24 protein-coding genes and 1 tRNA gene are annotated in these 21,124 nt (G+C 66.1%); 13 read left to right on the top strand and 12 right to left on the bottom strand.

Going from position 1 to position 21,124, the window contains the following annotated elements; genetic code table 11:
* Positions 1-42 precede the first annotated feature (42 nt).
* The 3 genes from U1H82_RS06535 to U1H82_RS06525 are packed head-to-tail and all read left to right on the top strand — an operon-like array spanning position 43 to position 2,059.
* Entirely contained in the window at positions 43-1,248 is a 1,206-nt protein-coding gene (locus tag U1H82_RS06535) for an aminotransferase class V-fold PLP-dependent enzyme (RefSeq protein ID WP_322964113.1), read from the top strand.
* A complete protein-coding gene (locus U1H82_RS06530; protein ID WP_322964112.1) occupies positions 1,245-1,703 on the top strand; it encodes an SUF system Fe-S cluster assembly protein in 459 nt (152 codons plus the stop codon). Before U1H82_RS06535 ends, U1H82_RS06530 begins: the two co-directional genes overlap by 4 nt.
* Before the next feature lie 2 nt (positions 1,704-1,705).
* A complete protein-coding gene (locus tag U1H82_RS06525; RefSeq protein WP_007404566.1) occupies positions 1,706-2,059 on the top strand; it encodes a HesB/IscA family protein in 354 nt (117 codons plus the stop codon).
* Positions 2,060-2,209: 150 nt separating this feature from the next.
* Here the strand turns inward: U1H82_RS06525 and U1H82_RS06520 are convergent, their stop codons facing one another.
* From U1H82_RS06520 to thpR, 3 genes are read right to left on the bottom strand one after another with little or no spacing between them, the layout of a single operon-like run.
* On the bottom strand, positions 2,210-2,872 hold the full coding sequence (locus tag U1H82_RS06520; RefSeq protein ID WP_322964111.1) for an HAD-IA family hydrolase: 663 nt from the start codon (positions 2,870-2,872) through the stop codon (positions 2,210-2,212).
* 5 nt (positions 2,873-2,877) lie between these two features.
* Positions 2,878-3,414: a superoxide dismutase family protein gene (locus U1H82_RS06515; RefSeq protein ID WP_322964110.1), complete on the bottom strand. Its 537-nt coding sequence runs from the start codon at positions 3,412-3,414 to the stop codon at positions 2,878-2,880.
* A gap of 39 nt (positions 3,415-3,453) precedes the next feature.
* A complete protein-coding gene (gene thpR, locus U1H82_RS06510) occupies positions 3,454-4,005 on the bottom strand; it encodes an RNA 2',3'-cyclic phosphodiesterase (RefSeq protein ID WP_322964109.1) in 552 nt (183 codons plus the stop codon).
* A 123-nt stretch (positions 4,006-4,128) separates the two neighbouring features.
* Between thpR and U1H82_RS06505 the strand changes: the two genes are divergently transcribed.
* From U1H82_RS06505 to U1H82_RS06490, 4 genes are all read left to right on the top strand, one after another.
* Complete coding sequence (locus U1H82_RS06505; RefSeq protein WP_322964108.1) at positions 4,129-4,875, top strand: Bax inhibitor-1/YccA family protein; 747 nt, start codon at positions 4,129-4,131, stop codon at positions 4,873-4,875.
* 76 nt (positions 4,876-4,951) lie between these two features.
* Positions 4,952-5,731: a transglutaminase-like domain-containing protein gene (locus U1H82_RS06500; protein ID WP_322964107.1), complete on the top strand. Its 780-nt coding sequence runs from the start codon at positions 4,952-4,954 to the stop codon at positions 5,729-5,731.
* 62 nt (positions 5,732-5,793) lie between these two features.
* Positions 5,794-6,069, top strand: a complete 276-nt coding sequence (locus U1H82_RS06495) for a hypothetical protein (RefSeq protein ID WP_322964106.1) — start codon at positions 5,794-5,796, stop codon at positions 6,067-6,069.
* 275 nt (positions 6,070-6,344) lie between these two features.
* Entirely contained in the window at positions 6,345-6,902 is a 558-nt protein-coding gene (locus U1H82_RS06490; RefSeq protein WP_322964105.1) for a hypothetical protein, read from the top strand.
* Positions 6,903-6,941: 39 nt separating this feature from the next.
* On the opposite strand, the gene U1H82_RS06485 is transcribed toward U1H82_RS06490, so the two are convergent.
* The 3 genes from U1H82_RS06485 to U1H82_RS06475 all read right to left on the bottom strand — a co-directional run bounded on the left by U1H82_RS06485 (position 6,942) and on the right by U1H82_RS06475 (position 8,556).
* The gene (locus U1H82_RS06485; protein WP_322964104.1) at positions 6,942-7,673 is read right to left on the bottom strand and encodes an extensin-like domain-containing protein; all 732 of its coding nucleotides are present in this window, start codon (positions 7,671-7,673) and stop codon (positions 6,942-6,944) included.
* Positions 7,673-8,431, bottom strand: coding sequence for an NUDIX hydrolase (locus tag U1H82_RS06480; RefSeq protein ID WP_322964103.1), 759 nt, complete (start codon positions 8,429-8,431; stop codon positions 7,673-7,675). The genes U1H82_RS06485 and U1H82_RS06480 overlap by 1 nt, the downstream gene beginning before the upstream one ends.
* A gap of 49 nt (positions 8,432-8,480) precedes the next feature.
* Positions 8,481-8,556, bottom strand: a tRNA-Ala gene (locus tag U1H82_RS06475).
* Positions 8,557-8,805: 249 nt separating this feature from the next.
* On the opposite strand from U1H82_RS06475, the gene U1H82_RS06470 reads away from it, so the two are divergent.
* Both U1H82_RS06470 and U1H82_RS06465 read left to right on the top strand, forming a co-directional pair.
* The gene (locus U1H82_RS06470) at positions 8,806-10,071 is read left to right on the top strand and encodes a DUF2171 domain-containing protein (RefSeq protein ID WP_322964102.1); all 1,266 of its coding nucleotides are present in this window, start codon (positions 8,806-8,808) and stop codon (positions 10,069-10,071) included.
* Between the two features lie 102 nt (positions 10,072-10,173).
* A complete protein-coding gene (locus U1H82_RS06465; RefSeq protein ID WP_322964101.1) occupies positions 10,174-11,157 on the top strand; it encodes an NADP-dependent oxidoreductase in 984 nt (327 codons plus the stop codon).
* 331 nt (positions 11,158-11,488) lie between these two features.
* Here the strand turns inward: U1H82_RS06465 and ypfJ are convergent, their stop codons facing one another.
* Positions 11,489-12,400 carry a KPN_02809 family neutral zinc metallopeptidase gene (gene ypfJ / locus U1H82_RS06460; RefSeq protein ID WP_322964100.1) on the bottom strand — a complete coding sequence of 304 codons (912 nt, stop codon included), beginning with the start codon at positions 12,398-12,400 and terminating at the stop codon, positions 11,489-11,491.
* A 133-nt stretch (positions 12,401-12,533) separates the two neighbouring features.
* Between ypfJ and U1H82_RS06455 the strand changes: the two genes are divergently transcribed.
* A complete protein-coding gene (locus tag U1H82_RS06455; RefSeq protein WP_322964099.1) occupies positions 12,534-13,319 on the top strand; it encodes a 3-hydroxybutyrate dehydrogenase in 786 nt (261 codons plus the stop codon).
* Positions 13,316-13,930 carry a DUF4893 domain-containing protein gene (locus tag U1H82_RS06450; protein ID WP_322964098.1) on the top strand — a complete coding sequence of 205 codons (615 nt, stop codon included), beginning with the start codon at positions 13,316-13,318 and terminating at the stop codon, positions 13,928-13,930. Before U1H82_RS06455 ends, U1H82_RS06450 begins: the two co-directional genes overlap by 4 nt.
* Here the strand turns inward: U1H82_RS06450 and U1H82_RS06445 are convergent.
* From U1H82_RS06445 to aceA, 4 genes are all read right to left on the bottom strand, one after another.
* A complete protein-coding gene (locus U1H82_RS06445) occupies positions 13,882-14,547 on the bottom strand; it encodes a hypothetical protein (protein ID WP_322964097.1) in 666 nt (221 codons plus the stop codon). The two genes, U1H82_RS06450 and U1H82_RS06445, sit on opposite strands and share 49 nt — an antisense overlap.
* Before the next feature lie 10 nt (positions 14,548-14,557).
* On the bottom strand, positions 14,558-15,514 hold the full coding sequence (locus tag U1H82_RS06440; protein WP_322964096.1) for a cation diffusion facilitator family transporter: 957 nt from the start codon (positions 15,512-15,514) through the stop codon (positions 14,558-14,560).
* A gap of 105 nt (positions 15,515-15,619) precedes the next feature.
* Positions 15,620-15,778, bottom strand: coding sequence for a hypothetical protein (locus U1H82_RS06435; RefSeq protein WP_167345467.1), 159 nt, complete (start codon positions 15,776-15,778; stop codon positions 15,620-15,622).
* A gap of 20 nt (positions 15,779-15,798) precedes the next feature.
* Positions 15,799-17,076 carry an isocitrate lyase gene (aceA, locus tag U1H82_RS06430; protein ID WP_322964095.1) on the bottom strand — a complete coding sequence of 426 codons (1,278 nt, stop codon included), beginning with the start codon at positions 17,074-17,076 and terminating at the stop codon, positions 15,799-15,801.
* Between the two features lie 186 nt (positions 17,077-17,262).
* On the opposite strand from aceA, the gene U1H82_RS06425 reads away from it, so the two are divergent.
* Together U1H82_RS06425 and U1H82_RS06420 are read left to right on the top strand one after the other, a co-directional pair.
* Positions 17,263-18,660, top strand: coding sequence for a helix-turn-helix domain-containing protein (locus U1H82_RS06425; RefSeq protein WP_322964094.1), 1,398 nt, complete (start codon positions 17,263-17,265; stop codon positions 18,658-18,660).
* A 55-nt stretch (positions 18,661-18,715) separates the two neighbouring features.
* Positions 18,716-20,749 carry a putative bifunctional diguanylate cyclase/phosphodiesterase gene (locus U1H82_RS06420; protein WP_322964093.1) on the top strand — a complete coding sequence of 678 codons (2,034 nt, stop codon included), beginning with the start codon at positions 18,716-18,718 and terminating at the stop codon, positions 20,747-20,749.
* Between the two features lie 15 nt (positions 20,750-20,764).
* Here the strand turns inward: U1H82_RS06420 and U1H82_RS06415 are convergent, their stop codons facing one another.
* Complete coding sequence (locus U1H82_RS06415) at positions 20,765-21,124, bottom strand: response regulator (protein WP_322964092.1); 360 nt, start codon at positions 21,122-21,124, stop codon at positions 20,765-20,767.

Here is a 21,124-nt window from a genome sequence, read left to right as displayed (position 1 = left end):
CGCGATGGTCCCCCTCCCCAAGCACAGCTTGGGGAGGATTTGATGGCGAGCGCATCGCCTCTCGACCGGGTGGCGGATTTTCCGGCGATCCCGGACGGCTGGGCCTATCTCGACACCGCCGCGACGGCGCAGAAGCCGCAAGGAGTGATCGACGCGATCACGCGGGCCTATGACACCAGCTATGCCACCGTGCATCGCGGCGTCTATCAGCGCTCGGCCGATATGACTGTCGCCTATGAAAAGGCGCGCGAGGCGGCGGCGCGGTTCATCGGCGCTGGTTCGGCGAACGAGATCGTCTTCACGCGCGGGGCGACCGAGGGGATCAATCTGGTCGCGCAATGCTGGGCCGCGACCCAGCTGAAGGCGGGCGACCGCATCCTGTTGTCGATGCTGGAGCACCACTCCAACATCGTGCCGTGGCAGATGGTCGCCGAGCGACTGGGCGTCGCGATCGACGTGCTGCCGCTGACCGCCGATCACCGCATCGATCTGGACGCGATGGCGCGGATGCTGACGCCTGCACACAAGCTGGTGTCGTTGGGGCATGTGTCGAACGTGCTGGGCTCGGTGCTCGACGGGCGGCGCGCAGCCGATCTGGCGCATGGTGTCGGCGCGAAGATCCTGCTCGACGGATGCCAGGCCGTGCCGCGCATCGCGGTCGATGTGAAGGCGCTGGATTGCGACTTCTACGTCTTTTCCGGGCACAAGCTTTATGGCCCGACCGGGATCGGCGTGCTGTGGGCGCGGCCTGAGCTGCTGGAGGCGATGCCGCCCTATCAGGGCGGCGGGTCGATGATCGACCGGGTGAGCTTCGAGAAGACCACCTATGCCCCGCCGCCTGGCCGGTTCGAGGCGGGGACGCCGCATATCGTCGGCGCGCTGGGGCTTCATGCCGCGATCGACTATGTGTCGGCCATCGGGCTGGACGCGATCCATAAGCATGAGGCGGCTTTGGTCGCGCAGGCGCGCGAGGGGCTGTCGGCGATCAACTCGGTACGGTTGCTGGGGCCCAAAGACTCGGCAGGAATCGTCAGTTTCGCGGTCGAGGGGGTTCATCCCCATGATATCGGCACCATATTGGACGAGAGCCGGGTGGCGATCCGCGCGGGCCATCACTGTGCGCAACCGCTGATGGAGGCGCTCGGCCTGCCCGCCACCGCACGGGCGAGTTTCGGCGTGTATAACGGACCCGATGACGTCGCGGCGCTGGTGGATGGCGTCCGGCGGGTCACGAGGATTTTCGGATGAGCGATTACAAGGTCGAGGAAGTGGACAGCGTCGCGCAGCCGCCCAAGGCGCGCGTGCAGGACGTGGTCGAGGCGCCAGCAGAGCGGCAGCGTGATTATCTGTCCGGCTTCCTGTCGCAAAAGCCGACCACCGACGATCCGACCCAGCCGGGCGGCGCGCTGTATGATGGCATCATCGATGCGCTGAAGGACATTTACGACCCCGAAATTCCGGTCAATATCTATGACTTGGGGCTGATCTACGGTGTCGAGGTGACCGAGGGCGGCCATGCCGTCGTCACCATGACGCTGACCACCCCGCATTGCCCGGTCGCCGAGTCGATGCCGGGTGAGGTCGAACTGCGCGTCTCGGCGGTGCCGGGGATCGCGACGGCCGACGTCAACCTGATCTGGGACCCGCCCTGGGACCCGCAGAAGATGTCGGACGACGCCAAGCTCGAACTGGGGATGCTCTGACCATGGCGACCACCCTGCGTCCGCGTCCCGCCGCGCTGAACCTGACGCCCTCCGCCGAGGCGCGGATCGCCGACCTGATGGCCCGTGCACCGGAAGGGGCGATCGGGGTGAAGCTGTCGACCCCGCGTCGGGGCTGTTCGGGACTGGCCTATTCGGTCGATTACGTCACCGAGGCCAAGGCGTTCGATGAGAAGATCGATACGCCGGGCGGCACGCTGTTCGTCGATGGCGGGTCGATCCTGTATCTGATCGGGTCGACCATGGACTGGGTCGAGGATGATTTCACCGCTGGCTTCGTGTTCCAGAACCCCAACGCCAAGGGCGCGTGCGGGTGCGGGGAGAGCTTTACGGTTTGAGGGGGCGGGAGCCGTTCCTCCACTCCGTTTGCAGTGAGCGAAGGTTCAGTTTACCCTCACCCTTCCGGCGCTACGCGCCTCCCTCCCTCTCCCGGCGGGAGAGGGAAGGGGCCCGCCCGCATAGCGGGTGGGAAGGGTGAGGGCAGGCCCCTAGACCCGGTGATCCAGCTTCAAACTCGCGCCATCCCATTCCACCGCCAAGTCACGATAATCGGTCACCATCGCGTGGGCCGTATCCATCGTCCCGCGATGCGTCTCGGTAATCACCACCACCGTCATGCCCGCCGCCTCTGCCGCAGCGATCCCGGCGGGGGCGTCCTCGAACGCCAGGCAATCCGCCGGCGCGACGCCCAGCCGTTCCGCGCCCAGCAGAAAGCCGTCGGGCGCAGGCTTGCTCCGCTCCGCATCCTCGGCCGTCACGAATACGCCGGGTAAGGGCAGGCCCGCCGCCTTCAGCCGCACCTCCGCCAGCCGCTTCGGCGCGGAGGTCACGATCGCCCAGCGATCGGTGGGCAGCGCCGCCAGAAATTCCGCCGCGCCGCCGATCGGGGCGATATCGTCCACATCCAGCATCTCCGCCTCGGTCAACGCATGCGCCTCCGCCACCGGATCGATACCGGGCAGGTTCAGCCGCCGGATCGTCTCGACCGACTGGACGCCGTGAATGGTCGGCAGGAACGCCGCGACGTCCAGCCCCTGCCGCTCGGCCCAGGCGGTCCAGGCGCGTTCGGCCGAGGCGATCGAACTCAGGATCGTCCCGTCCATGTCGAACAGGAAGCCGCCAAAGGCGCGGGTCGGCAGAGATATGGTCATCCCGCTCAATTGGCCTGGAATACGCCGCAGGCGATACGGCCGCCGCTATTGCCGCTGGGGTCGGTCTTCAGGTCGTCGGCCCCCGCATGGATGACGATCGCCGAGCCGTCCGCATCGAGCAGCCCCGCCATGGTCGCACCCGGCAGCACGACGCCCAGCGTGCCCCGCCCGTCATTGCCGACGGTCATGTTGGGCATGTCGCCTTCATGCGGTCCTTGCGGGTTCATGCTACCATGCTGGCGCTGCGTCGGGTTCCAGTGACCGCCCGCCGTGGTGAAGTCGGGCGCGTCGCAGCGGCCGACGGTGTGGATATGAACGCCGTGCATGCCCGCAGGTACGTTCATCGCGTCGAGCGTCACGCGAAGTCCGCCCGCCACTTCGGTCGCGGTGGCGCGGCCCGCATCGGCGCCGGTCGCGGTCTTCAGCGTCGCGGTCGCGCTTGCACCGTTTGGCGTGGGGGAGCCCGTCTCCATCTTCGTCTGGTCACAGGCGCCAAGGCCCAGTGCGACGGTGCCGATGGTCAACAGCGTGAGATATTTCATGACGGAAGCTCCCTGTTCGATACGGATAGGTGCGGCGTGTTACCCGCCGGTTTCAAGCGGCCAACGCATCACCGGTTCATAGGATGCGCCGCCATGCCCCAGATGGCTTTGATAGAGAACGAGATGTTCCATCGTGAAGGACGCGCTCGACAATCCGGCATGGACCGCGCGCCACCCCTCGATCTCGGGTGCCAGACCGGCCGAGGCGGGCAGGCGCGCCAGCGTGATGTGCGGGCGATAGGCGCGCGCTTCGGGGGGCAGGCCGACGCGGACACAGGCCTGGTCGACCTTGCGGTGGAGATGCGCCAGCGCGTCCTGCGGGCTGACCCCGGCCCAGAGCGTGTCGACCTTGCCCTTGCGATCGAAGACCCCGACACCCGAGATGCGGACGGTGGGGGCGGGCGCATGAACCTGACCCAGCGCGGCGGCGAGATCCTCGGCCACCGGGCGATCGACCGCGCCGATGAAGCGCAGCGTCAGGTGCAGCTGCTCGTCATCCTGCCAGCGGGTATGGGGCACGCCGTCCATCACGTCGGCAAGCTGGTCCCGAATGGCGCGGGGCGGGCGAAGGGCGACGAACAGGCGGAGCATGACAAAATATGTCTATCGCATTCTGTAAGGGCAACGGGAACCTCTTGCGCTTGAAAAGCGTCACGGAGAGAGCGATATTTCCACCAACCGGCATCTGGCCGGGTAAAGGAGCAATAGTTCACCATGGCAAACTGGTCTGATCCACGGCCGAGCGCCGCGCCGTTCGGAACCACCGCCACCACGGGCTCGACCGCCTATGACGCGGGTCTGCGTTCGTACATGCTGTCCGTCTATAACTATATGACGTCGGGCGTGCTGCTGACGGGTATCGTCGCGCTGCTCTTCGCCTGGGGTGGGCGCGACAGCATGGCCGCGCAGGTCTTCATGACCGGCGGTCTGCTGAAATATGTCATCATGTTCGCGCCGCTCGGCTTCGTGTTCGCGCTGAGCATGGGCGTGAACCGCATGAAGACCTCGACGATGCAGCTGCTCTTCTGGGCGTTCGCGGTCGTCATGGGCCTGTCGCTGTCGACCATCTTCCTGGTTTATAGCGGTTCGTCGATCGCTGGCGCGTTCTTCGCGACGGCGGCGGGCTTCGCGGCGCTGAGCCTCTATGGCTACACCACCAAGCGCGACCTGTCGGCGTTCGGCACCTTCCTGATCGTCGGTCTGGTCGGCCTGATCGTCGCCAGCGTGATCAACATCTTCCTGCAGTCGGGCACGATGGCGCTGGTCATCAGCTTCGTCGGCGTGCTGCTGTTCGCAGGCCTCACCGCCTATGACACGCAGCGGACCAAGGAGATGTATTATCAGGTGCGCGGCACGGGCATGCAGGACCGCGTGGTCATCATGTCGGCGCTGAGCCTGTATCTCGACTTCATCAACATGTTCCTGTTCATCCTGCGTCTGTTCGGCTCCAGCCGCGACTGATCGGGTCTGACGGGGTGATCTCAAGGGCTCGGCGGAGTGTCCGCCGGGCCCTTTTTCGTGGGAAGGTGATGCGGCCATGCGCCTGTCTATCGACGTGACGCTGGATTATGTCCTGAAGGACCCAGCCGACATCCTGCTTCAGATCGAGGCGGCGGCGACCCCCGACCAGCGGCTGGAGCATCAGTCGCTGACCATCTGGTCCGACCATGCGGTGACGGCGGTGCGCGGCGAGGACGGCATCGGCCAGCGTTGCTGGGTCCGCGCCGATCATGGCCTGCTGGCGCGTTATGAGGCGGTGGTCGCTGTCGAGCGGCCGGCCGCCCGCCTGAAGGGGCTGGCGGCGACTCCGGCGCGGGGGTTGGCAGGGGATCTGATCCCCTATCTACTGCCCAGCCGTTATTGCGAGTCGGATCGGCTGGAGGGCTTTGTCCGGCGGCGTTTCGATGGCCTGGCCGGGGGCGCGATGGCGGCGGCGCTCGCCGACTGGGTGGCGACCCGGCTGACCTATCGGATGGGCAGCTCGACCGGCACGACCACCGCGCTCGATACCTTCGGAATGCGCAGCGGGGTGTGCCGCGACTATGCGCATCTGCTGGTCGCGCTGGCGCGTGCGGCGGAGATTCCGGCACGCTGCGTCTCGGCCTATGCGCCGGGCGTCGATCCGCCCGATTTCCATGCGGTGGCCGAGCTGTGGTTGGAGAGCGGCTGGCATCTGGTCGACGCCACTGGCATGGCCCAGGCCGACGAGATCGCGCGGGTGTGTGTCGGCCGCGACGCGACCGATATCGCCTTCATGACCGTGTTCGGCGAAGCGCAGCTTTGCGATCAACGGGTTAAGGTACGCCGGTTGGACTGATCGGGCAGGAACGGTTGCGCGATCTGACTCGTTGATCCTGTCCACTGTGATGGGGAAGTGACATGAACGACAGCATCGACGATCGCGCGCTCGACAGCGTTTCGGTCGCGCCCGGCGGCGAACAGGCTGAGCAGGGCAACCGCCCGCGTCCGCCCGAACAGGATGCCGGGCAGGACGCCGACATCACCGACAATCTCGCGAAGAACCCCGAGGATGTCGACGCCCAGCTCGACGAGAGCCTGGACGAATCGATGGATGCCAGCGATCCGCCCTCCAACACCCAGCCGGGTCGTGACGGCCCGGCCGAGTCGTCGGGCTATACCGAAGAGGATCGCTGATCCCTCCGGACGGCGACCAGGGCAAAGGCCTTCAGGGGCCTTCGCCCTGGCGCGGCCCGACTGATAGCGGGCTTATATTCCATAATCGCAACGAACTTTGCGATTATGTCCTTCTGCGCCAACGCCAGCAAAATTGATTGCTGCGATAACCGTTCGTCGCAATCTATGTTGCGACGCGGTGCATTTCGTGTTCGTCTGTCCTTGCTCGTTCAGCGTTGCGTTAACCAAATCGGCGCATGATGATCGGGCTAGTTTCGATTGGGCGGGGTAACGCTATGGGATCAAGGAACAGACCGGCCGAAGGCGCAATGACATTGGCCGAGATGAAGGAATTTGCGGGCTTCGCGGCCTCGACGCAGCGTTATATCCGCCGGTCGCTCGATATCGGGCTGGACCGCGAAGATGCGATGCTGCGCTGGTCACGCGACGTGGTCGAGGCGGCGAGCATTCGCGCCCAGGCCAGGCTGTACCGCAATCTGCCCGAGCTTCGTCACCTGATCCCGGTCGATAGCGGCCTGGAATCGCTCGAACCCTTCATGGCACCGTTCGTGACGATCGCGGCCTTCGACCTGGGGCAGGGGCGGTTGACCAGCTTTTCGGCCTTCCGGTTCCTCTATGAGCGGCTGATCGGCGCCGAGGTGCGGCCGTGGCTGCCATCGGTGTTCTGCGCGGCGGCGGCTTTGCCGCATCTGCATCCCGAATTGCGGCGGCAACTTCTCCAGTCGATCAGCGAGGCGGCGGCGACCGCGGCAGGCTGGTCGAGCCGTCAGCCGGCTTTCTTCCCGCATTGGGTGGAGAAGGTCGACACCAACGGCACCTCGCTGGCCAACTGACGCGGTCGGCGGCGGCGGGCCGGGGGGCTCCGCCGCCGCTCACCGACAGGCGCGCCAGCCCATCCGGCCGCGATAGGCCTGGTCGAGATGGAAATGGTCGGCATGCGCGGCATTATAGTCGGGCGACAGCGTCGTCGCGAACAAGTCGCACGCCCGGTCGCGGACCTGGTGCAGGAATTGCCCGGCCGGGCCCGTATCCTTCCAGTCGCGCACCACGCTGATCCGCCGTCCGTCGCTCAGGCGGAAACCGGCGATGTCGACCGCATTGGCGCGGGCATGTTCGCTCCAGTCGCTGCCGCTGCGTCCGCTGATCCGGCGGCAGTTATAGCTGCCCAGATGATCGATCGCGACGACCTCCGCCCCCAGCAGGGCGCGGGCGGCGGGCTGCACCGCATCCCATTCCCATAAGGCGAGCGCGGCGGCGACCGGGCAGGATATGCCCAGATTGGCTGGGCGATAGCCGATCGCCCGCACCCCGCCCGACGTGAAGCGCACGGCATCGTCGTAACCGCATTGCGCCCCGTCCGACCGGGCGGGCAGGGCGGTGTAGCGGATGCCCGCCCGGTCGAGCAGCCCCAGACACTGCGCCTTGTCCTGGGTCAGCGCGGTCAGCTTGCGTCCGGTGAACAGACCCACTGGCTGCCCCAGGTCGAGCGGTGTCCAAGGCATATCCTGTGGATTGCGGCGCACCCAGCCCCACAGCAGCAGCAGGAGAACGGCCAGTCCCGCGATCACGACCAGCGCGGTCGTCCATCGCCGGAGCGCCCGCATCAGCCGCGTTTCGCGCTGGTCACGGGTTCCGAGGTGATCGGATAGCCCAGATCGTCGGGGATGCAGATCGATGGCACGCCGTCACGCTCCGCCTGAAAAGGGATGATCCGTCGGATGGGCCAGGCCCGCGCATCGGCGGTGGCAGAGGGGAAATCGCGGTAGAGCGCCAATCGTTCCAGGGTCCGGCGCGTCGGGAAGATGATCCGGATCGCGCCCTTGTCCGCTTGCGCCAACGCCGCGCGCGCGGTCAGCCATGTCGCGCGCACCGTCTCGCCGCCGTCGATCACGGGCTCGGAGGCGTTGCGGTCGATCGCCGTCAGATAGAAGCGCGCGTCGAACCGCCGCACCGGCACATGTTCGGGACACCAGCGGGCAAAGGGTGTCAGCGCCTGGGCATCGATGGTCAGGCCGAGGTCGCGTAACACTGCGCCAAAGCCCTGGCCCGCCGCCATCGCCAGGCGCAGCCGCGTCAGCGTCGCCGCATCGGGCGGCGGCACCAGGCCGATGGCGAGACCCACTTCCTCGATCGTTTCGCGAATGGCCGCGATCCGGGCGGCGGCTTCCTCAGGATCGGCGGCGTCGGCTGGCACCATGGCGTGATCGCCCGGATCGACCCGGCCGCCGGGAAAGACCATCGCCCCGCCCAGAAAGGCGAGCGTCGCCCCGCGTTCGACCATCAGGATTTCGGGATCATCACCGGGCGCGGCACCATTGCGCATCAGGATCAGCGTGGCGGCGGGAATGGGATCGGGAGTCATCGCTCGGTCAACGCGCGGATGAAGGATAGCGATGACGGGGGGGGCGGGGTGGTGGAGCTGAGGGGAATCGAACCCCTGACCTCTGCAGTGCGATTGCAGCGCTCTCCCATCTGAGCTACAGCCCCGCCCCGTATCCCGACCATGGTCGGGAGCGACGCCATTAGCCGGTGATCGGAGGCGACGCAACACCGCTTTGCGGACCGGACCCAAAAATTTTTGGACCGCTATCGGCCTTTCGCATCCCTCCATCCGTCGCGGCTGCTGCGGCGAAGACGGAACATGTCTTGATGTGCCTCATTGAAACCCATGGAAGGTACGGCCCGCCGGACGAGCGGCGTCGGCCCCCGCAGGACCGAATTTCAGGAGGGTTTAGGATGGCTTACGACCGCTATTCCCGCGACGCCAATCGTGGCGGCCGCGACTTCGATTATGGCCGGGACTATGGCTCGGGGCGCGACTATACCTATTCCAGTGCGCGCGACTATGACGCGGCGGGCGCCTTTGACGACGATCGCAATGACAGCCGCAACGATAGCCGCCGGGGCTATGGCGCGCGCGACTATGGCCATCAGGGCTATGACCGCGACGACGCCTATCGCGGCACCCGCCAGGATTTCGGCGGTCGCCAGAATGAAGGCCGTTACGGCGAAGGCCGCTCCGGCAATTACGGCGCCTATCGTGGCGATAACAGCTATGGCCGGGACAGCTATCGCGGCGGCGAGCGCGACTATGGCCGTGAAGGCTATCGCGGGTCGAATTATGGCGATTCGTCGCGGGGCTATGGCTATACCGGCGATCGGTACGGCCGGGACGACCGCCAGGGTCGCGCGGATTACGGTCGTGTCGATTATGGCCGCGCCGATTATGGCCGGTCCTCGTCGAACCGCGATTATGGTCGCCAGCCGCAGGGCTATGATTATGAGGATCGCGGTTTCTTCGCCCGCGCCGGGGACGAGGTCCGCTCGTGGTTCGGTGACGAGGAGGCGGAGCGCCGCCGCGAGGCCGATGCGCGCTTCGACGAGCGTTATTATGCGCAGCAGGACCATGACTATAATCACTGGCGCTCGGGCCAGATCGCCGCGCTCGACCGCGATTATGACGAGTATCGCAGCGAGAACCGCACCAAGTTCCACAACGAGTTCAACAGCTGGCGCACCGAACGCGAAGGCCAGCGCGGCCTGTTGTCCAAGGTGAACGAGCATCAGGAAGTCGTCGGTTCGGACGGCAGCCATGTCGGCACCGTCGACAAGGTGCGCGGCGACCGCATCCTGCTGACCAAGAATGACAAGGATGCGGGCGGTCAGCACCACTCGATTCCGTCGCGTTGGCTGAAGTCGGTCGAGGACAAGATCACGCTGACCAAGACCGCCGAGGAAGCCAAGGCCCAGTGGCGGGAAGAGGAAAATGCGCGCGCCATGTTCGGCGACCGCACCAGCGAAAACGACCGTTACGGTCAGGCCAACCGCTATGGTCAGAGCGGCAGCCAGACCGGCGGCCAGACGAGCGGTTACGGCCAGAGTGCGACCGGTACGACCAGCTCGACCCAGAACACCACCGGCACCACCACCGGCAGCACGGCAACGACCGGCACGACGACGGGTGGCACCGGCACCACCTCGGATACCAACCGGGGTTTCTAAGAAAGAAAAACGTCACGCATTGGTGACTTTTCTTGAAGGGCTCGGGTGGATTTCACCCGAGCCCTTTCCCATGTCCGCTCCGGTTTTTGAAAGGATATCACGATGAAGGCTTGGACGCTGGCGGCTCGCCCCAAGGGGATGCCCGTACCGGAGGACTTCGCGCTGATCGAACGCGACCTGCCCGCACTGGCGGACGGCGAGGTGCGGATCGCCAATCGCTGGCTGTCGGTCGATCCCTATATGCGCGGCCGGATGAATGACGTGAAAAGCTATGTCCCGCCCTTCCAGCTCGGCGAGCCGATGCAGGGCGGCGCGATCGGCGAGGTGGTGGAGAGCCGCGCCGAGGGCATCACGGTGGGCACGATGGTCAGCCATATGGCGGGGTGGCGCGATGAGGCGGTGGTCTCGGGTAAGCATGTCCAGCCGCTGCCCGATCTCGGTGTCGATCCTCAGGCCTATCTGGGCCAGTTCGGTATGCCGGGGATGACCGCCTATTATGGCCTGCTCCAGATCGCCGCGGCCAAGCCGGGCGACACGGTGTTCGTCTCGGCGGCGGCGGGCGCGGTCGGATCGACGGTGGTGCAGATCGCCAAGGCCAAGGGCATGACCGTCATCGGCTCGGCGGGCGGGGCGGACAAATGCGCCTGGGTGCGCGCGCTCGGTGCGGATGCGGTGATCGACTATAAGGCGGGCCCGTCGGTCGTCGACGCGCTGGGCGACGCGGCGCCGGAGGGGATCGACGTCTATTTCGACAATGTCGGCGGCGATCATCTGGACGCGGCGCTGGCCCATGCCAAGCCGAATGCGCGCTTTGCGATCTGCGGCATGATCGACGTCTATAATGACGCCAAGCCGACGAGCCTGAAATATCTGGCGCGTCTGATCGGCAACCGCGTGCGGATTCAGGGCTTCATCGTCGCGGACTTCAAGGATCACGCCGGTTTCTATCAGGACATGGCGGCGATGCTGAAAGATGGCCAGTTGCAGCGCGAGGAAACGGTGTTCGACGGGCTGGACAAGACGCCCGAGGCGTTTCTGGCGCTGTTTTCCGGCGGCAACAAGGGCAAGATGCTGGTGAAGCTGTAAGGTTCTTCGTCAGCCCTTGTTGCTCCCCCCCCGCAGGCGAGTTTCAGGTCGGTCATGCCCCCGGCATGACCTGAACTATGCGGGCATCGTTCACCTGAGACTGGGCGGGGGGAGGGCAAGGCCACGGGCGATAGTCTCGGTGAGACTTCTAATCTTCCTCCCGACCCCTCCCGCTTGCGGGAGGGGGGCATTTTATTACTTAGAGCGCGATGACGTCAGTTTGACCCAATCTGTCATTGCGAGCGCAGCGAAGCAATCCAGGGCGTCATGATCCAACCCTGGATTGCTTCGCTGCGCTCGCAATGACGAATCCATCTCATGCTATCCTTCTCTAAATCGCGCCCGAGAAGGTGTCGCAATTGGCGGGATCGCCCGTCTCCATGCCCCGGCGCAGCCAACGCATCCGCTGTTCCGAGGTGCCATGGGTGAAGCTGTCGGGCACTACCCGACCGGTCGCCTCGCGCTGGAGCGTATCGTCGCCGATGGCGCGGGCAGCGGTCATGCCTTCCTCGACATCGCCGGGGTCCAGCCGGTCGCGGTTCTTCGCGGCCCAGACGCCTGCATAGCAATCCGCCTGCAACTCCAGCCGCACCGACAGGGCATTGCCCTCCGCCCGACCCGCCGCTGCCTGCGCCTGACGCACCTTGTCGGAGGTGCCGAGCAGGGTCTGGATATGATGGCCGAACTCATGCGCGACGACATAATAGCGGGCGAAGTCGCCCTTCGCGCCGAAGCGATTGGCGAGTTCGTTGAAGAAATTGGTGTCGAGATAGATTTTGCGATCGGTGGGGCAATAGAAGGGGCCGACCGCCGACTGCGCCACGCCGCAACCCGACTCTACACTGTCCTTGCCCGGCTTGAAAAAGCGCAGGCCCGGCGCCTCGAAACGCTGTCCCGATTCCGCGAAGATCTTTTCCCATGTCTTGTCGGCATTGCTGAACGCGCGGCAGGTGTCGCGGCGTTCGGGCGACGCTTCGCAAATCTGGCGGACGCTCTGGCCCGAGGAGGAGTCGGCCGACCGCGTGACGGGCGCATTGCCGCTGCCGCCGCCGTTCAACAGGCTGAGCGGGTTCATGCCCAGCACCGCCAGGATGATGAGCACGACGATGATGCCGCCGCAGCCGAACCGGCTGCCGATCAGCGGCAACAGCCCGAAGAGCAGCCCGCCGCCGCCACCGCCGAACCCGCCGCCGCTCCGCGCCTCGCCGACATCGATGTCGTTGTCATAATCGTCGAGCCGCATCGTCGTCTCACCCCTTTGTCATACAGCCCGGCTATGCAGGTCTTTACCGTGCGGATGAACCCACCAAGCCTCCCGGCGGTTGCACGGGTCGGCATCTGATCGCATGGTGTCACCCATACCAAGGGAGAATGGCATGTTCCTGAAGGGCAAGACGGCGGTGATCTCGGGCTCCACCTCGGGGATCGGTCTGGCCTATGCCAAGGCGTTGGCGGCGGAGGGCGCGGCGATCGTGCTCAACGGGTTTGGCGAGGCGGACGCGATCGAGGCGAACCGCGCCGCGCTGGAACAGGCCAGCGGTGCGGCGGCGCTGTACGACCCCGCTGATATGACCCAGCCGGAGCAGATCACCGCGATGATCGAGCGCGCGGTGGCCGAAACGGGTTCGGTCGATATCGTCATCAACAATGCCGGTATCCAGCATGTCGCCCCGATCACCGAGTTCCCGGTCGAGAAATGGGATGCGATCATCGCGATCAACCTGTCCTCGGCCTGGCACATGATGCGCGCGGCGATCCCGCATATGCGTAAAGAAGGCTGGGGTCGGATCATCACCACCGCGTCCGCCCACAGCCTGGTCGCCAGCCCCAACAAGTCGGCCTATGTCGCGGCCAAGCACGGCGTGGTCGGCATCACCAAGACCGTGGCGCTGGAGGTCGCGACCGACGGCATCACCGCCAATTGCATCTCGCCCGGCTATGTCTGGACGCCTTTGGTCGAGAACCAGATCCCCGACACGATGAAGGCGCGCGGGCTAAGCCGTGAACAGGTGATCGACGATGTGCTGCTGAAGGCGCAGCCGACCAAGGAATTCGTCACCATCGAACAGGTGGCGGCGCTCGCGCTGTTCCTGTGCCGCGATGAAGCAAAGTCGATCACCGGGGCCAACCTGTCGGTCGATGGCGGCTGGACCGCGCAATGAGGTTGGCGACAGCCCTGGTCGGCGCGGCGCTGGCGGTGGGCGGCATGGCCGCTGCCGAGGCGCAGCGGGTCGAGCAGGCGAATGACTGGCGGCTGGCGGCGACCGAGGATGACCGCGTCCGCCTGCGCGGGTGGCGCAGCGCCTGGGTGAAGGGATTGGCGCAGGCGCGGACGGGCGGGTCGGCGGCGGATATCGCGGCGCTGGGCGAACTTGCCGATCCCGATCACTCGGTCGCGGAGCCGGACCTGCCCGATGGCGACTATCGCTGTCGCACGATCAAGCTGGGGTCGCAGGGGCGCGCGACGCTGACCTATGTGGCCTATCCCTATTTCCGCTGCCGGGTGGCGGGCGGTGGCCAGCGGCTGACCAAGATCGACGGGTCGCAGCGGCTGACCGGGCGTATCTATCCCGATACCGATGCGCGCAGCATCTTCCTGGGCACGATGATCCTGGGGGACGAGGAGCGCTCCTATGCCTATGGTCGTGATCGGGCGCGCGACATGGCGGGGGTGGTGGAGCGGATCGATCCGACGCGCTGGCGGATCGCCTTTCCCTATCCCGCTTATGAATCGGTGGTCGACATTCTCGAACTGGTGCCGGTCGCGCCCTGAACCGGGGCGGGGGTGGGCGCAGGGGCCACCGGCTGCGGCGCGACCGGCGCGGCGGGCAGCGGCGGCAATGAGGCGAGATAGGCCTTGCCATGCTGGCCGATGACCGTGACCCGGTCGGCATTGGCGTCGGCCACCGCCTTCAGATAGGAGCGCGGCTTCTTCATCAGCTCGGGACGGTCGAGCCCGATCAGCCCCAGCCGCCTCGCCGCTTCCTGGACGAAATGGACGCAGTTGCGGTTGTTGAGATTATAATGCGCGTCGCCGGTCTTCTCGTCCCAGGCCGCGACCAGCGCCAGCATGTCGGCATATTGCGCGTCGGTCATCACATAGGAAAATTGTGCGTCGCTGGTGCCGATATAGAAGGGCTTGGAGATGTCCAGCCGCCCCTTGACCGTGCCCATCAGGATCGCGGGCGATACGGACTTGGCGGTAAAGCCGTAATTAGCGTCTACCGGCTGGCCGGTCGCATCCACCGTCCCGCGAAGCGAGAAAAAGGCATGGGGAAAGCTGTTCCCCAGCTCATGGCTCCAAAAGGTGATTGTCACGGCGGCCTGGGCGGGCAGAGCACCACCGAATATCAGCGCCAGGGCCATTGCGAGTCGCGAGAGCATCGTCATGACCGCCTTCCTAACCTATGTTGGGCGTCGCTGCAGCGGCGTTTTCCCGCTTTTCCGGGCGAATATAGATGGATGACAGGCTGGGCACGGCCAGCCGAAGATCATCCTCCAGTACTTCGATCATCGTTTCCGCCACGCCCATCGGCAGGCTGTCGACGAAATCGGCGCTGATCGCGGCAAAGATGCTGTCGGGCGCGGTGTGGATCGTGCGGACATGATTGACGTGCGTGATCCAGGGACGCGCGGCGACGATCGCGCGGATCGTCTCGACCACCTCCGGGTCGGCGCGCTCGCCGATCAACAGCCCCTTGGCCTCGCGCGCCAGCAGGATCGCGACCAGCCCCAGCACCAGGCCAATCAGGATCGAGGCGATACCGTCGATCCGCGCATCGCCCGTCGCATGCGACAGCCAGACGCCAAGTGCAGCGATGACCAGGCCCGCCAGTGCCGCCGAATCCTCGAACAGGACGATGAAGCCCGGCGGGTCCTTGGAGTCGTGAATGGCGCGCCACCAGCCGCCATCGCCCTTGGTCCGCGAAAACTCCCGCACCGCGATCGTCCAGCTTGCCCCCTCCAGCGCAAAGGCGATGGCGAGCACGATATAATTGACCGTCGGATCGCGCAGCGGCTCGGGCGTCTGGACGTGCAGCCAGCCTTCATAGATGGAGATACCAGAGCCCAGCGCGAAGATCAGGATCGCGACGACGAAGGCCCAGAAATAAAGTTCGCGGCCATAGCCGAAGGGATGGATCGCATCCGGCCCGCGCCTGGCGCGTTTCTGGCCATAGAGCAGCAGGATCTGGTTGCCGCTGTCGACGACCGAATGCACCCCCTCGGTCAGCATCGAGGATGATCCGGTGATCCCGGCCGCGACGAACTTGGCGACGCCGATGCCCAGATTGGCGGCCAGCGCGCCGTACAGGACGATGTTTTCGCGAATCCGCGCGGTCAGTCCGGTGTCGGGCATGCGCGGTTAAGCGTGCGACCCAAGCGCTTGTTCCGCCGGGCGAACAAACCCCGCCGATGACCATCGGCGGGGTCGCCTCCTTCCCTAAGGAAGTCGGGTGTTGGGTCAGGACGCGATCCGGCCCAGCCGGTGGTAGAGATGCGCGAACTTGATCGAGCGGGGATCGTCGGCGACGCGCTTGACGTGTTCGGCGATGGCTTCCTTCATCAATGCGAAGTCTTCGGTAGAGAAGACGGCGCGGCTGCGTTGCGGTTCGGTCGGCATGGCTTTCTCTCCTTTGTGACTTAAGCGGCCTGGACGAATTGTGCGGCCTCGGTGGATTCGGCGAGTGCGGTGGTCGAGCTGTCGCCCCCCGCGATCACCTGCGCGATCAGGTCGAAATAGCCGGTTCCCACCTCGCGCTGGTGGCGGGTCGCGGTATAGCCATGGGGCTCGGCGGCGAACTCGGCCTGTTGCAGCTCGGAATAGGCCGCCATGCCCCGATCCCGGTATCCGCGCGCCAGCTCGAACATTCCGTAATTCAGCTGGTGGAACCCGGCGAGCGTCACGAACTGGAACTTATACCCCATCGCCCCGATCTCCCGCTGGAAGCGGGCGATGTCGTCGCGGTCGAGATTCTTCTCCCAGTTGAAGCTGGGCGAGCAATTATAGGCCAGCATCTTGCCCGGATATGCGCGCTGGATCGCCTCGGCGAAGCGGCGCGCATCGGTCAGATTGGGCTTCGACGTTTCCCACCACAACAGGTCGGCATGGGGCGCAAAGGCCAGGCCGCGCTTGATGCAATGGTCGACGCCGGTGCCCTCCTTCAGGCGGAAGAAGCCCTCCGCCGTCCGCTCGCCGGTCAGGAATTCGCGATCGCGTTCGTCCACGTCGGAGGTGATGAGCCGGGCGCTTTCCGCATCGGTGCGTGCACAGATCACGGTCGGTACGCCCGCCACATCTGCCGCCAGCCGCGCCGCATCCAGATTGCGGATATGCGCGGCGGTGGGGATCAGCACCTTGCCGCCCAGATGGCCACACTTCTTCTCCGAGGCCAGCTGGTCCTCGAAATGCACGCCCGCCGCGCCCGCCGCGATATAGGCCTTCATGATCTCGTAGCAGTTGAGCGGCCCGCCGAACCCGGCCTCGGCATCGGCGACGATCGGCGCGAACCAGTCGCGTGTCGCACCGCCCTCGGCATGTTCGATCTGGTCGGCGCGGGCCAGCGTCGCATTGATCCGCCGTGCCAGCTCCGGCCCGGCATTGGCGGGATAGAGCGACTGGTCGGGATACATCTGCCCCGCCGTATTGGCGTCCGCCGCGACCTGCCAGCCCGAGAGATAGATCGCCTTCAACCCCGCGCGCACCATCTGCATCGCCTGATTGCCCGACAGCGCGCCGAGCGCGGGGACATAATCCTCGGTCTTGAGCAACGTCCACAGCTTCAGCGCACCGCGCCGCGCAAGCGTATGTTCGACCGTGATCGATCCGCGCAGCCGTGCGACATCGGCGGGGGTGTAGGAGCGGGTGATACCGTCGAACCGCCCGGCGGGGGCGGGGATCAGGTCTTGGAAGGTCGGCATCGCATCGTCCTTTACAAATGGTCTGTTCTTGACGGAGAGATTGCCGGTCCTGCTGCCGCCTTTGAAGCGCCGACGCGGGTTTCACGACGTATCCGGGTCGCCGATCATCGCTAATGGGTGAGTCGTCATGTAAAGAATTGACAAGCTGGCTTGCCCCGCTCAGCCTGGCCTTCGAGGAGAGCGGCGATGAGCGGAGCCAAGTTGATCGCGGGCCATGCCGTGCGGCGGGTGCGGCGCCAGAACGGCCTGTCGCAGGCGGCGATGGCGGAGATGCTGGACATCTCGCCCAGCTATCTGAACCTGATCGAGCGTAACCAGCGGCCGGTGTCGGCGGCCTTGCTGGTCCGGCTGGTCGAGCGGTTCGATTTCGATCCGCGCGCACTGACCAGTGACGCACCGGGGGGCGGGGCGGCGGCGATGCGGCGGCGGCTGGCCGATCCGCTATTCGCCGATCTGGAGATCGACCGCGCCGAGCTGGAGGAATGGCTGGCCGCCGCGCCCGGCGGGGCGGAGGCATTTGCCCGCGCTTTCGACCGGCTGGCCGGAGCGGGGGGCGGTACGGCCGACATAGCCGCCGCGCCCGATCCGACGATCACCGTCCGGCGCGAGATCGAGCGGTGGCGCAACCACTTCCCCGATCTCGACGCCGCGGCGGAAGCGCTGGCCGACGAATTGCGGCTGGCGGCGGGCGATCTGTACGGCGCGCTGGCCGAGCGGCTGCGGGTTCGTCATGCGCTGACCATCCGGGTGCTGCCGATCGATATCCTGCCCGATCGGCTCGTCCGGCTCGACCTTCATGCACGCCAGTTGCAGTTGTCCGAGATGCTGGAGGCGCCCGCACGGGTCTTCGCGTTGGCGGTGCAGCTCGCCCAGTCGGAAATGCGCAGCGAGATCGAGGCGCTGGCGCGCGGCGCGGCGTTCGGCGACCGGATCGCCGAGCGACTGTTCCGGCGCTATCTCGCGCAATATTGCGCCGCCGCCATCGTCATGCCCTATGCCCGCTTCCTGCGCGCCTGCGAGGCGACGGGCTATGACCTGCCGGTGCTTCAGCGACGGTTCGGCGTCTCGTTCGAGCAACTGGCGCACCGGCTGACGACCCTCAACCGGGTGGGCGCGCGGGGGTTGCCCTTCTTCCTGATGCGGATCGACCGGGCGGGGCAGGTGTCGAAGCGTCTGGCCGGAGCAGCCGATCCCGGCCTGGTCGAGGCGGAAGGGGTGTGCCCGCTCTGGAATGTCTTTGCCGCCTTCGACCGGCGCGGCGACACGCTGGTCCAGACGGTCGCGATGCCCGACGGCGCACGCTTCGCGACGTTGGTACAGGTCGCCTTACGCGCCGGGCGGACGCTGTCGGGCGATACCGGACGGTTCGCGATCGTGCTGGGGCTGGCAGCGGAGTCGGCCGGACAGATCGCGGCGCTGCGTGGGCAGGAGCCGGTGCGCGGCGCGGCGACGCCGATCGGTCCCGGATGCCGCCGCTGCCTGCGCACCGAATGTCCGCAGCGTTCCCATCCGCCGATCGGCCGCGCCCTGCTGGTCAATGAGCGCGAGAGGGCAGTCATCCCGTTGATTTTTGCGGGAGATTAACATGGGATAAAAGTTTAACAAAAATTAAGCGTTGTCGTTGTACCGACAGGAGACGATGATAATCCGTTCCCGCTCACTCGAATTCAGCTTCACCGCCCGGATGACCATCGCCCTGGCGATCTTTCTGGGGCTGAGCATTCTGGTCCTGCGAGTGGATCGGCAACTCGTGTCGATGACGCAATCGACCATGGGGATCGCCAAGGTTCTGGGAATCTATTCGCGGCATGATGCGCGCCTGCGTTTGGTGCGGGTTCGGATCGCGCAACTGGCGGATGATCCGCTGGCCGATCCAACGAAGCGGCAAGCCCGTTGGGCCTCGCTCAATCAGGCGCTGGTGGGATGGTCACACCGCAGGGCCTTGCCGTTGCTGAACATGCCGGGGCGCACCGGCATATTGCAACGGCGCGCTTATCATGCGGAACGCCGCTTTTCGGCGGCCGCCATGGCCATGTCCCGGCGCGATTCGGCGGCCTCCCCGGCGCGTATGAAGCGGTTCCGCACCGCCCTCTGGCGGATGGAGCGCCGCAGCGATCCCTTCCGGCACGCCTTGCGCACCCAGCTTGACCAAGAGGTGCGACGGACCGGGGCGCTGGCCGAGCGCGCCTTCGCCCAGATGGTGCTGGCGGTCGGGTTGATGCTGGTGCTGGGCGCGTTGCTGGTGCTGTGGCTGCGCTTGCGCATCGTGCGCCCGCTGATGCGCATCGTCCGGACGGTTCGCGCCATGAATGCGGGGCAGAAACCGCCGTTGCTATGCTCGGGCGCGCGGCCGGACGAACTGGGCGAGCTGACCCGCGCGCTCCAGTCGATGGCCCGCGCCACCGAGGAACGGGAGCAGGCGCAACGCGAGGTGGAATATCTGGCGCATCACGACCCGCTGACCGGACTGGCCAATCGCGTCGTCTTTGCCGAACGGCTGGCCGAGGCGCTGGGCAGGGGCGCGCGGATCGCCCTGCTGGCGATCGATCTGGACGGGTTCAAATGCGTGAACGACACGCTGGGTCATGCCATGGGCGACACGATGCTGAAGCGCGCGACCGCGCTGTTGACGGCGTCGGTATGTGACGGGGATATCGTGGCGCGCATCGGCGGCGACGAATTTGCGATCCTCCACCATCTCTCGCCCGATGAGAACGACGCGGCGGCGCTGGCCCGACGCATCTTCACCGTCGTCGCGGCGGACCCGGCCATGCCGGCCATCCGCCTGAGCATCGGCATCGCCCTGTCACCGCGCCACGGGGTCGAGGGGGGCGAACTCCATGCCTGTGCCGACATCGCGCTCTACCGCGCCAAGGCGGAAGGCCGCCACTGCGCACGCCATTACGACCGCGCGATGGACGAGGAACAGCGTCAGCGTCACTGGCTGGCGCACGAACTGCGCGGAGCGGTCGAGCGGGGCGATCTGTACCTGATGTACCAGCCGCTGGCCGATTGCGCGACGCGCCGGATCATCGGATATGAGGCGCTGGCCCGGTGGCATCACCCGGTATTGGGGCCGGTCAGCCCGGACTGCTTCATCGCCCTGGCCGAGGAAAATGGGCTGATCGACGAGATCGGCCAGCGTCTGCTGGTCGCGGCGCTGACCGAGGCGCGGGGCTGGCCCGCTGACCGGTTGCTGGCGATCAACCTCTCGCCCGTCCAGTTGCGCGACCCGATGCTGGCCGAGCAGATGCTGGCGGTGATCACCGCGCACGGCATGGACCCGCGCCGGGTCGAGGTGGAAGTGACCGAAGGGGTGCTGATCGACCACCGCGAGATCGCCACGGCCAATCTGGCGGGGTTGCGGGCGGCGGGGGTGGGGATCGTCATGGACGATTTCGGCACCGGCTATTCCTCGCTCAGCAGCCTGCAGCAATTTCCCTTCGACAAGATCAAGATCGATCGCAGCTTCATCCAGGCGATGGATGCGGACGGCCCGGCGCTGTCGATCGTCCGCGCCTCGATCGGGTTGGGGCGCAGCCTGAATATCCCGATCATCGCCGAAGGGGTGGAAACCGACGCCCAGCACCGGATGTTGTGCGACCTGGGATGCGATCAGATCCAGGGCTATCTGATCGGCCGTCCGGCGGTGCATCTGGCCCATGCCGCCTGACCGGGCGGGGGTGTTTCAGGCGATCTGTCGCTCGATCATCCGGATGATATCGCGGCCCGTATAGGGTTTGGGCACGAAATGGACCCCGGCGGGCAGGTCGGCGGCGACTTGCAATTGCTCGCCCGAGGTGACGATGATCGTCACATGCGGATGCGACTTGTGCACTCGTGCCGCCAGCGCCGCCCCATCGATCGTGCCCGGCATCGCGACATCGGTGAACATCGCACGGATCTCGGGATGCCGGTCCAGCGCCAGCAGCGCCTCGTCCGCACTGTCGGCCTGGACCACCACATAGCCTGCATCTTCAAAGGCAAACTGTACGTGCATCAGTAGAAGCTGTTGATCTTCAACGATCAAAATGGTCGGTGCCGTCAT

The sequence above is a fragment of the Sphingomonas fuzhouensis genome, assembly GCF_034659795.1.
Classification (GTDB): Bacteria; Pseudomonadota; Alphaproteobacteria; order Sphingomonadales; family Sphingomonadaceae; genus Sphingomonas; species Sphingomonas fuzhouensis.
Note: the sequence above shows the minus strand (reverse complement) of the source record. Positions and strands in the feature narration are given on the sequence as shown.